The organism is Shewanella aestuarii (assembly GCF_011765625.1).
Lineage (GTDB): Bacteria > Pseudomonadota > Gammaproteobacteria > Enterobacterales > Shewanellaceae > Shewanella > Shewanella aestuarii_A.
In genome coordinates this window covers 2603888-2615395 of the sequence record NZ_CP050313.1, presented here as the reverse complement: position 1 = coordinate 2615395, position 11508 = coordinate 2603888, and the positions used below count along the sequence as shown (strand labels likewise).

Below are 11508 nucleotides of genomic sequence, written 5' to 3'. Positions count from 1 at the left end.
GTAGGTGTGGGATGAGGTCAAAATACATATTTAAAATTGGGTCCGGCTGGTAAAGGTGAGCTGTTTTTGACTAAAAGGGTGGATAATTGTTAACGATTGAGCATGCAGTTTTAAGCGCGAGCTAGCAGCTTTGGCTTGTTCATCAGCGTAAAATTCATCGCCTAATATGGCATGTCCTAGTGCGAGCATATGAACTCGCAGTTGGTGTGTTCTCCCAGTTTGAGGTCGTAATTCGACTAACGTGCTGTTTGTTCTATGCTCAAGCACGCGGTAGTCAGTGATGGCTGCTTTGCCTTCTGCAGTGACTTGCTGAAAAGGCGGATTATCTTTTTCTGGCCCGAGTGGTAAATCAATTTGCCCGGTTAAAGGCTGCAACAGTCCCGATACCTCTGCAATATACATTTTCTTAGCTTGTCGATTTTGAAACTGGGTTTTTAAGTGGGATTCGGCTTTTTTGTTGCGAGCAAAAATTACAATACCTGATGTGTCACAGTCTAACCGATGCACTAAAATGGCATCTTTATAACGCTGCAATACACGCGAAATCGCACAATCATGAGTATCAGGTGCTATGCCGGGATTAGACAGTAATCCTGATGGTTTATTGATGACAATGATGTCGCGATCGATATAGCGAATGTCTAACCATGGAATACTTGGTGGTCGGTAGGTAAAAACTAGCATCTGATCTCACAGCAGGCAAAAATATAATAATGGGTGATTGTAGCAAAATTGACTGTTAACCCAAATAGGCGCTGGAGAGTCTTATTCTGTATTTTATCCAATCCCATTAAGCATACCTCCATATCTCTTTGATGTGATGTAAGTGCTCACCTATTTGTCTTACCGGTTTCACCAAAGTTTGATTTAAATCAACTTTCTTAATAATTGTTATCTTTGTTAAGTGCTCGATAACACAAATGTATTGATTTTTACATTTTGCTAACTAGTATAACTAAATGTAAGCGCTTTCTTTTTGCTTTTAAAAAGTCAAAAATCAGAATAATTACGGTATTAAATTTATTAATCATTAATAAACAGTAGGTTGGGCTTGATGATGAAAAAAAGTTCTGGAACGACCAAATATCTATCTCTTGGTATCATTGCGTTGGCCATTCAGGGATGTGGAGATACCAATACTTCAACGAATTTGGATAAAGTAGACATTTCTGGCCCCTCTCCAGGGTGGGAAATGGTGTGGAATGATGAATTTGATGGCACAAGTATCGATGACGCTAAATGGAGCCATGAAGTCGACTGCGCCGGTGGCGGAAATCAGGAATCACAATGCTATACAGATTCTCCTGAAAACTCTTGGGTTGAAGATGGTGTGCTTAACATTGTAGCTTTAAAAGCTGACGAAGGCGCTGAAAAGCCATTTACTTCAGCAAGACTTACAACAAAAGGAAAGGCTGACTTCCTGTATGGTCGTATCGAGATGCGTGCTAAATTGCCAATTGGGCAGGGCAGTTGGCCGGCATTTTGGATGTTGCCTACTGACAATGTTTATGGAATTTGGCCGAGAAGTGGCGAGATAGATATTGTTGAAGCGGTTAACCTGAAGGCTAAAAATGCTGAGGGTAATCCTGAGGCACACGTATACGGAACAATTCATTACGGCCGCGAATGGCCTAACAATGAGCAATCAGGTAAAGCTTACCTTTTACCCAACGATATGAATCCTGCTGATGATTTTCATACTTATGCAATCGAATGGCAGCAAGGTGAGATACGCTGGTATGTGGATGATTATTTGTATGCCACTCAACGTCGCTCAGAGTTGAGATATAACGCTCAAGGTCAACCGGTCGGTTTGGCTTACAAAGGATGGTTTACAGAATATTACGACCAATCAACTGGAAAGTTAAATTTAACGTGGGGTAATCAGCCTTTTGATGAAAAGTTTCATTTGATGTTGAACTTTGCTGTCGGTGGTAACTGGCCAACAAATGTAAATGAAACCGGTATTGATGAGGCTGCTTTTAATACTGAAAACAGATACATAGTAGATTATGTTAGGGTGTACGAATGTACTGCGAACCCTGACACAGGTAAAGGTTGTGAAACTGTCCGCCCAGGTTATGACAAGTTAGATGATGCATTGGTTGAAGGTAAGGCGCCAGCACCGACACCACCATCTGATGGTATAGCAAAAGATTTACTCATATTTGACAGCACGCCAAATCCGAGTTGGCCAGCGTGGGATTGCTGTGGTGGTTCAACGCCTGACTTAGTCGCAGATGCCGAGAAAGGTGATGTCTATCGCTTTGTGGTGGGAGAAAGCCCAACAGTTAATGGGTTTATCAGTCGGTCAGCGTTTATTACTGATCCAGAAGGCGTAGCAAGTCCATTTGATGCTTCACCGATAGAGTCCACAGGTGTTCTGAGTTTTGCGATGAAGGTGGTTAGTGCACCAGTTTCTCCAGATTCCACTTGGTTAGTGAAGTTGGAGAGTAATGAAGGCGCGACTGCGGTGGAGTTACCTATTTCTGATAGCACAGAAGGACTCGCTCCAACAGTAGGTCAATGGCAAACTTATAGCTTTCCTCTCTCAATGTTAGCGTCTAAAGGTTTGGACCTATCTGCTATTGATGTGGTGATGGTGTTCCCTGCATGGGGAACTGGCAATGGCGCAGAATACCTGATGGATGAAGTTAATATTGCTCGCCCAAATGCAAGCCTACCTTCATTGGTGATATTTACCGATAACGAAAATCCTGATTGGCCAATGTGGGATTGTTGTGGTGGTTCTACGCCTGCTGTTGTGTCTGATGATGCGGAACACGGCATCGTTTCTGAATTCTCCATTGGCAGCAGTCCTACTGTGATGGGATATATCAATCGTACCGAATTTGGCGGCTCAGGGGCGAATTTTGATGCTACAGCGATACTTGAAAAAGGCTTAATACAGTTCGATCTTAAAGTCGTCAATTCCCCAAATACACCGGATGCACCATGGTTACTTAAGGTGGAGTCTAACTTAGGTGAGACTGCTGTTGAACTGGCATTGACTGAGAGTGTGGAAGGGCAAGCTCCTAGTGCAGAGTGGCAAACATTCAGTTTCCCATTAGCGGATCTTTCTGCTGCAGGCCTTGATGTTAGTGCGATTGATGTGTTGATGATGTTTCCTGCATGGGGACAAGGCGAAGGGGCAGTATATCGTATTGATAATGTCAAAATTTCACAACCCGGTACAGATGCTTCTTCTGTCGATAGGTTAACCTTGTTTGTCGATCAAGTTGCCGATAGTTGGTCTATCTGGGATTGTTGTGCTGGTAGCACACCTGCAGTCGTGTCGGACGATAATGACCATGGAGCAGTCGCAGAATATGTCATCGGTGAACAACCAACCGTCGTCGGTTTCTTCGCAGATGATGGCGTCTACTATGATGCGAGCGCAGCGGTTCCTTCAGGAGTGGTTCGCTTTGATATGAAAGTTGTGAGCGCACCAAGTGATTCTAGCTCGAAATGGCTATTTAAGATCGAGTCTGGTGATGCGAGTACCGCCGTTGAACTTAACTTGTCTGACAGTGTAGAGAGTGTCGAACCGGTAGTAGGCCAATGGCAAACTTACACATTTCCACTTCAAACGTTAGCGGACGCTGGACTTGATGCAAGTGCAATTGATGTCTTAATGGTTTTTCCATCATGGGGAACAGGTAACGGAGCGGTATTCAGACTTGATAACGCGATCATCGGTACGCCTTAGAGATATGAGACGTGACTCTGTCATCTTGATTATGATTACTGAGATGACAGAGATATCAAATAAAATCAATGTAATAAGACTGTTTCTATTCGAAGAATAATGAGGCAATTATGTGCGAACAAAAATTTAGACTCAATAGATTGTCAGCCACTCTGGCTGCGGTAATGGGCATCGCAATCATTCCAAATGCTTTTGCTGCAGAGGTTGTTCCTGAGATTGATGAATCTGCAATCGAAGTGATTGAGGTTCGAGGAATAAGGGGAAGCCTCTTCCGCTCCATGGATCTTAAACGTGGCTCAAATGGTGTGGTAGACGCAATATCTTCTGAAGAGTTAGGTAAATTTCCTGATACTAACCTTGCAGAATCATTACAGCGTATTACAGGTGTCACTGTCAGTCGTGCTAATGGTGAAGGTAGTCAGATAACCGTGCGTGGTTTTGGACCTGAATATAACCTAATCACAGTCAATGGCAGACAGATGCCTGGTACTGGTTATACCCGTTCATACAATCTAGAAAATCTGTCATCTGAAGGGGTTAAAACTCTTGAAGTGGTTAAAACGGCTCGAGCTGAAACACCAACTGGTGGGCTTGGTGCTACAGTCAACATTGTTACTCAAAAGCCGTTAAGTAACCCTGGTCAATCTTTTAATTTATCTTTAAAAGGGATTTATGATGAATCCAATGAGCTCGGGGATGATGTTACTCCAGAGGTAGCTGCTGTTTACACTAATACGTTTCTTGATGACGATCTAGGCTTCATGGTGTCAGTTTCTCAGCAAGAACGTGATTTTCGTCAGCAAGCATCTAGTGTTCAGGGCTGGGTTGCCCAAACTGACAATAGCCGCTTGCCGATTCTTTCTGGTAGTAAGGGGTAGATCACCGTCAAACTGATGCAGATGGCAATCCTATTGCGCGTTTCAAAGATGCTGAAGGCAATGATATTGCACCATTTTTTATGCCAAGAGACTTGAATTTCAGTATCACAGATGTTGAGCGTGAGCGAACCAATGGCATGGTATCAGTGCAATATAGCCCAATTGATAGCTTGGTTATTACCGCGGATTATATTGGGACTCGGGCATTGACTGCGAGCAATGGTTTTGGCTGGGGTATTTGGAACTCTTCAACAGATGGTTCCCCTGTCATGGGCTATGAAATCGATGAGAATGGCACTGCTCTTTATGCGCAGATACGTGGAGGTGATGGTTCATTTACTGCCGACCGTAATACCACAGAAGTAAAAGCTGAAAGTATTGGTCTAAATCTTGATTGGACAGCTAATGACAGTTGGCGCTTTTCCTTCGATTATCATGATTCATCTAACAAGATCGATAATGGTGCTGACGACGGATTAGGCAGTGCCGGTCAAATTATATTAGGTTCAGATCAGTTGAACTCTAAGGTTTATGATTACCGTACCGGTGAGATTCCACATTATTTAATTAACTGGAAAAATGGGACTAATCAACTAACTCCAGGTGAGATAGATTCTAATTTTAGTCAGTTTATTCATTCTCCTGGTGAAAGTGAGATTCAACAGGCCCAGTTCAATACTGAGTGGTATCCTGAATTTATTGATGCTTTGATTCAAGTTGATTTTGGTGCCTCTTATACTGATCAATCGATGTCGGGCACGACTGCTTGGAGTGGCCTGCGTGGTGGGCCTGGTTTTAATCCTTCATACACAGAGATTTTTCCTGATGTTATGTTTAAGCTTCATGATGCATCAGATTTATTGGACGCTCTAAGTGGCGGCGGCGGGGGTATAAATCCTAGCTATTATTATACGTTTAATTTTGATGAGGCCATTGTCCGTCAACTAGCTTATATCACACCAGAAATCGCAGGTGATAACTATTACTCTATCGACCCATACATTGATGGTATTGATAGTTCTAGTCTAGTGGAAGAGGAAACGCTTGCTTTATATTTGAACACTAAATGGGGTTTTGACATTGGTGATGTCGGTGTGAACGTGAATTTAGGTGTGAGATATGAGCAAACTGATACATCAAGCACAGTTAAACAAAGAGTTGAAGAGCAAGTTGTCTGGGCAAGTCCTACCGAGTGGATCATGAAATATGTTGACGGTGGAGATGATAACTATCTCACCCAAACTGGCAATTATGATGTTTGGTTACCGATGTTAGACATTGATGCCGAAGTGATTGACGACGTCATTGTTCGATTTTCTGCAGGCAAAACAATTGCTCGCCCATTATTGGGTGATATGGTTGCAGGCAGAAGCTTAAGTGGTAGTCCTAAAATTGGTGCTCGTAGAGGAGGAAGCGGCAATCCTGGGCTTCTACCTCTTGAGTCATTCAACTTAGATTTGTCGTTGGAATATTACTATGCAGATGCAAGTTATGCTGCGATTGGTTTATTCCACAAGGATGTAGATAACTTTGTTTCACGATCAACATCGCAATCAACCATTGACGGTCTACATGATGTTTATAACAGTCCACGTTACCTCGAGGCTATTTCACAGCTTGAGACAGCAGGTACTGCAGTCAATGAAAATACCATTTTCGCACAAATGATTGCTAATGGTCATGGTAATGCTGATGGGCAAATTGTTCCACTTGACTCTGATCCTCTTATTGTCTGGGATCTAACAAGTCCAGTAAACAGCAATAAAAAGTCAGTGCAGGGGATAGAGTTAGCGTTGCAACATGTGTTTGGCGAGTCAGGATTTGGCGTTGGTGCTAATGGCACATTTGTCGATGGAGATGTTGAGTTTGACCCATACAGCTTAGCGCAACAGCAACCTCTAGAAGGTTTGGGGAATTCAGCTAATTTCCAAGTATTCTATGAAAAAGATGGATTATCAGTGAAGTTCACTTATGCTTGGCGTGATAGTTACCTAATAGGTGTAGGTCAATCTCAGGGTTCTGCAGATGCGCCACCTCAGTATGCTAAGGATTTTGGCCAGCTTGATGCTAGTATCAACTATGATATTAACGATCATATTACGGTCTTTCTTGAGGGGATAAATCTTAATAATGAAGTTGAACAAGGTTATGGTCGATTTGAAGAGCAGTTCCTATTTGCTCGTCAGTACGGTAGTCGCTATGCATTAGGTGCGCGAATGTCCTTTTAATATCCATTAAGTGGGTCAATATAAATTAAAAAACGCTGAGCACCCCACTCAGCGTTTTTAATTATATCGTATTTAGTTTTTCTTCCCCCAGATTCAGTCCATTCACTGACTTCTCAGGGCTCTATTGGGGAAGAATTTAAGGCTAATTTTCTACCTTTATCAATTTTTTATAAACGTGTTGGGTTGGGTTGGGTTATAACCTTCAGTTTCCAACCCTGCTGTTGCTGAATAGTTCACAACGTTAATCTGAAAAATCAATAAAATGACGTTAACCACAATCTAAATTTGAGTCCCCAGCTGAATGTGACGCCCGAGGTAACAAAACGGATCTGCTGTTTATCATCAATGATATAAATTGAGGGTAAGGCATGAGCGCCCCATTGATTTGATAAATCTTGTGTTGGTTGATTTTGATTAATAACAGCAAAGTGCAAATCATTTGCGGCCATATAGGTTTGTATATCGGTATCGCTGCCTGATGCAACCGCAATGCTGATCACTCGGTAGTCATCACTTGTCGCTACACTATTCACCATAGGAGAGGTGATTTTACAGACACCACACCATGTTCCCCAAAAATACACCAATGTGGGTTTATTGATGTTTGATATATCAAAACCTTGTTGGCTTAACGTAATTCCCTTTAACGGCGGTGCACTTCCAGAAACCATATTGCGCTGTAGATAGCTGCTAATAACAAACAGAACAATAAGCAGAATGCTAAGATCACGCAGTTGAACCCACCAAAATGCTTTGGTTTTTATTCGTTGTGCTAAGGGCTGCTTTTTTTGCATATATTATAAATATTGCTCAGGGGTTTTGCGGCTGAAAATACGGCTGTAGGCCATGAGTTGTGGGTAGAAGGTACGGAAGGCTATTTCAATTTCAACATACAGTTTATCGATATCCTTAATGGCGCTATTAAATAACTCAGGTTTAGATAAACGTTGGCTAACCCCTTTAATCGCTTGGTTTAGACCTTCACGAGTTTGATAGCTCATTAGCCAGTCTTGCTGAATAATTTTGGGGACTATGGCTTGCAAAGGTTCAGGCAATTCTGGGGTGGTTTGCATACAGTGATAAGCCTTTTGGCTAAACTCAGCTAAAGTTTGGTGGTGATACTCATCCCAGTAATAAGCTAAATAATGATCAAAGGTTAAGTCGACTAAAATAGGCGCGACTCGACGAGATGCTTTTGGGAATTGCTGCAATAAATCAGTAATGATTTCATGGCTGTCGGTAATGGTATCAATTTGACGATGCAGCCAAATACCCTGTTGCAGGTGTTTAGGGTGGTGTTCTATGTTGCCTTTTGCAAAATCACCAGCAAGATTAGCTGACATATGGGTGTCGCTGATATCAGCAAGATGAAGGTGAGCGAGAAAGTTCATGATTTAATACTTCTTTTTATTTAATTTTACAGTATGATGCTTTAATTGCATTTGATTAACATTTTTGCTACAACATGTGGCGTTTTAAAATAGGCTTTAAAAAACGCATAAAAAATACAATACATACTGAGGTTAACCCAAGGCTTACTGTATCACATAATAAAGTCAACACTTAGCCTCAACAAGGCTAGGTGTGACCATAAAAATATAAAACACTAAAGTCGCGTTAACTTTAAACTATATTAAATAAAATGTAAGCATTACCTGATTAACACTGTTTTGGGATCATGGAAGATGAAAAACTGGCTGTATAAATTGTTAGGCAAAGAACCTAAACCCATTCGAAAAAAGGTTCAAATTGATATGAAATTTGAAACCAGCGTTTTTAAAGCAGGTCCTCATCAAATGTTCAAGCAAGAGACGACTGAACAAACGAAAGAAATCTGCAAATCAGAGGATGAAACCGTTCAAGATAAAACCTAGTCTTGGGCAGAAAATAAACTTCTCATCTTGATCTTACCTGCTGGTCAACATAGACTATCGGCCGTTTTTCATTTGTTGAGAATTTATTTATGCGCGTTGCTGATTTTTCATTTGAACTGCCTGATGAGCTGATTGCTCGCTATCCTACTGCGCAACGCAATGCTTCGCGTTTGTTAACCTTAAATGGTGAAGATGGTGCATTAGCGGATAAGCAGTTCACTGATTTGCTGTCATTAATCAACCCCGGTGACTTGATGGTGTTTAATAACACCCGAGTGATCCCTGCTAGGTTATTTGGCCAAAAATCAACCGGTGGCAAATTAGAAATTCTTGTTGAACGCATGTTAGATGATAAACGCATTCTTGCACATGTTCGCAGTTCCAAGTCGCCTAAAGTTGATAGCTTGATTGACTTAGATGCTGGCTATCAAATGAAAATGCTCGCGCGCCATGATGCTTTATTTGAACTTGAGTTATTGTCAGACAAAACCATCTTGGAAGTGTTAGAGCAAATTGGTCATATGCCATTACCGCCTTACATTGATCGTCCAGATGAAGATGCCGATAAAGAACGCTATCAAACGGTTTATAATCAAAAACCGGGTGCGGTAGCAGCCCCTACCGCGGGGTTGCATTTTGATGATGCCATGTTAGCAGCCTTAAAAGATAAAGGTGTTAATATTGCTTTTGTCACCCTACATGTCGGTGCTGGCACTTTTCAACCGGTCAGAGTGGATAATGTGCTAGAGCATAAAATGCACTCTGAATGGGCTGACGTTCCACAAGATGTAGTTGATTTAATTGCCCAAACTAAGGCTGCGGGCAATCGAGTTGTTGCCGTGGGAACCACCTCTGTACGCTCATTAGAAAGTGCCGCAAAAGCGTCGGCTAATGCACCCTTAAGAGCCTTTTCTGGCGATACTGATATTTTTATCTACCCAGGTTTTAATTTCAAAGTTGTTGATGCGATGGTGACTAATTTCCATTTACCAGAGTCAACCCTTATCATGCTACTCAGTGCTTTTGCTGGATATGATGAAGTAATGGCTGCATATCAGCATGCAATTGCTCAAAAATACCGCTTTTTTAGCTATGGCGATGCAATGTTTGTGACAAAGAAAGCTTTGTGACGAAAAAAGCCCCCAAAACGGCTTTTTTGATTTAAAATACCTGCCCACAAATGTGGGCATTTTTTTAGGCTTATTTTTTATAGGCCTTGAAGCTGAGACATTTGCCCCTATGTCTACTTAACAACTACGCGTCAGACTGTTTATCTGGCAAGGTGATTTATGAAATTTGAATTAGATACCACTGATGGTCGCGCACGTCGCGGGCGTTTGGTGTTCGAACGTGGCACCGTTGAAACACCGGCATTTATGCCAGTTGGCACTTACGGTACCGTGAAAGGGATGACACCTGAAGAAGTGCGCGCTACCGGTGCGGATATTTTATTAGGTAACACCTTCCACCTATGGTTACGTCCAGGTGAGGAAATCATGCGTAAGCATGGCGACTTGCATGACTTTATGAATTGGCAACGTCCAATTTTAACTGACTCAGGCGGATTTCAAGTATTTAGCTTGGGTGATATTCGTAAAATTACTGAAGAAGGTGTGCATTTCCGTTCACCCATTAATGGTGAAAAGATTTTCTTAGATCCTGAAAAGTCGATGCAAATTCAAAACTCACTTGGCAGCGATGTTGTGATGATTTTTGATGAGTGTACGCCTTATCCTGCCACTCATGATGAAGCGCGTAAATCAATGCAAATGTCTTTACGTTGGGCAAAACGTTCACGTGATGAGTTTGACCGCTTAGAAAATCCAAATTCGCTGTTTGGTATTATCCAAGGCGGGGTTTATGAAGACTTACGTGACGAAAGCATTCAAGGCCTAACAGACATTGGTTTTGACGGATATGCTGTTGGCGGCTTAGCCGTAGGCGAGCCGAAAGAAGATATGCACCGCATTTTAGAGCATGTTTGTCCGCAGTTACCTGCTGACAAACCGCGTTACTTAATGGGTGTGGGTAAGCCAGAAGATTTAGTGGAAGGTGTGCGTCGTGGTATCGACATGTTTGATTGTGTGATGCCAACCCGTAATGCACGTAATGGGCACTTATTCACCAGTGAAGGGGTGATTAAGATCCGTAATGCGCGTCATCGTGATGACACTTCACCGTTAGATGCAAAGTGTGATTGTTATACCTGTAAAAATTACTCACGCGCTTATTTGTATCACTTAGACCGTTGTAACGAAATTCTAGGTGCGCGTTTAAACACCATTCACAACCTACGTTACTATCAAATGTTGATGGAAGGTTTGCGTGGCGCGATTCAGACAGGTACATTAGACGCCTTTGTGACTGACTTCTACACCAGCTTAGGCCGAGAAGTGCCAGAAGTGCCTGAGTTAAAAGGTTAATTACTATTATTTTGACTAATTTTTATTCACTTTAGTTGTTTATTGATAAGAAGAGAGAACTATGTTTATTTCAAATGCATATGCAAACGCAGCGGGCGCTCCTCAAGGTGGCGGTACAATGGAATTAGTGTTCATGCTAGTCATGTTCGGTCTAATTTTCTACTTCATGATTTTCCGTCCACAATCGAAGCGCGTTAAAGAGCACAAAAACTTAATGGCTTCTATCTCTAAAGGTGATGAAGTATTAACCAGTGGTGGCATTTTAGGCAAAGTAACTAAAATCAGTGATGAAAATGATTATGTGTTGTTAGCGATTAATGACAACAACCAAATCACCATCAAAAAGGACTACATTGCGGCAGTATTACCTAAGGGTTCTATCCAGTCGCTATAAGC

Annotated in this window: 8 protein-coding genes and 1 pseudogene; 6 read left to right on the top strand and 3 right to left on the bottom strand. The window is 41.9% G+C overall.

Translation table 11 applies throughout. The annotated features are described in order from the left end of the window. Positions 1–30 precede the first annotated feature (30 nt). Entirely contained in the window at positions 31–684 is a 654-nt protein-coding gene (locus HBH39_RS11570) for an RluA family pseudouridine synthase (protein ID WP_167678420.1), read from the bottom strand. Positions 685–1054: 370 nt separating this feature from the next. On the opposite strand from HBH39_RS11570, the gene HBH39_RS11565 reads away from it, so the two are divergent. Together HBH39_RS11565 and HBH39_RS11555 are read left to right on the top strand one after the other, a co-directional pair. Next, positions 1055–3709 (top strand): glycoside hydrolase family 16 protein, encoded by a 2655-nt coding sequence (locus HBH39_RS11565; RefSeq protein ID WP_167678418.1) that lies wholly within the window; start codon positions 1055–1057, stop codon positions 3707–3709. A gap of 110 nt (positions 3710–3819) precedes the next feature. Beyond that, positions 3820–6815: pseudogene (locus HBH39_RS11555) on the top strand (TonB-dependent receptor). 254 nt (positions 6816–7069) lie between these two features. Here the strand turns inward: HBH39_RS11555 and HBH39_RS11550 are convergent. Both HBH39_RS11550 and HBH39_RS11545 read right to left on the bottom strand, forming a co-directional pair. Further along, positions 7070–7609 (bottom strand): protein disulfide oxidoreductase, encoded by a 540-nt coding sequence (locus HBH39_RS11550; protein ID WP_167678412.1) that lies wholly within the window; start codon positions 7607–7609, stop codon positions 7070–7072. 3 nt (positions 7610–7612) lie between these two features. After that, on the bottom strand, positions 7613–8206 hold the full coding sequence (locus HBH39_RS11545) for an ACP phosphodiesterase (RefSeq protein WP_167678410.1): 594 nt from the start codon (positions 8204–8206) through the stop codon (positions 7613–7615). Positions 8207–8500: 294 nt separating this feature from the next. Between HBH39_RS11545 and HBH39_RS11540 the strand changes: the two genes are divergently transcribed. The 4 genes from HBH39_RS11540 (at position 8501) to yajC (ending at position 11506) form a co-directional block, all read left to right on the top strand. After that, positions 8501–8689, top strand: coding sequence for a hypothetical protein (locus HBH39_RS11540; protein ID WP_167678408.1), 189 nt, complete (start codon positions 8501–8503; stop codon positions 8687–8689). An 89-nt stretch (positions 8690–8778) separates the two neighbouring features. Further along, positions 8779–9819, top strand: coding sequence for a tRNA preQ1(34) S-adenosylmethionine ribosyltransferase-isomerase QueA (gene queA, locus HBH39_RS11535; RefSeq protein WP_167678406.1), 1041 nt, complete (start codon positions 8779–8781; stop codon positions 9817–9819). Between the two features lie 159 nt (positions 9820–9978). Further along, a complete protein-coding gene (gene tgt, locus HBH39_RS11530) occupies positions 9979–11112 on the top strand; it encodes a tRNA guanosine(34) transglycosylase Tgt (protein WP_167678404.1) in 1134 nt (377 codons plus the stop codon). Between the two features lie 61 nt (positions 11113–11173). Beyond that, positions 11174–11506, top strand: a complete 333-nt coding sequence (gene yajC / locus HBH39_RS11525) for a preprotein translocase subunit YajC (RefSeq protein ID WP_167678402.1) — start codon at positions 11174–11176, stop codon at positions 11504–11506. Positions 11507–11508: the final 2 nt, after the last annotated feature.

What these genes read in the sequence shown, in the direction of transcription:
- HBH39_RS11570 (WP_167678420.1), bottom strand. Translation starts at nt 684, where the DNA reads ATGCTAGTTTTTACCTACCGACCACCAAGTATTCCATGGTTAGACATT.
- HBH39_RS11565 (WP_167678418.1), top strand. Translation starts at nt 1,055, where the DNA reads ATGATGAAAAAAAGTTCTGGAACGACCAAATATCTATCTCTTGGTATC.
- HBH39_RS11550 (WP_167678412.1), bottom strand. Translation starts at nt 7,609, where the DNA reads ATGCAAAAAAAGCAGCCCTTAGCACAACGAATAAAAACCAAAGCATTT.
- HBH39_RS11545 (WP_167678410.1), bottom strand. Translation starts at nt 8,206, where the DNA reads ATGAACTTTCTCGCTCACCTTCATCTTGCTGATATCAGCGACACCCAT.
- HBH39_RS11540 (WP_167678408.1), top strand. Translation starts at nt 8,501, where the DNA reads ATGAAAAACTGGCTGTATAAATTGTTAGGCAAAGAACCTAAACCCATT.
- queA (WP_167678406.1), top strand. Translation starts at nt 8,779, where the DNA reads ATGCGCGTTGCTGATTTTTCATTTGAACTGCCTGATGAGCTGATTGCT.
- tgt (WP_167678404.1), top strand. Translation starts at nt 9,979, where the DNA reads ATGAAATTTGAATTAGATACCACTGATGGTCGCGCACGTCGCGGGCGT.
- yajC (WP_167678402.1), top strand. Translation starts at nt 11,174, where the DNA reads ATGTTTATTTCAAATGCATATGCAAACGCAGCGGGCGCTCCTCAAGGT.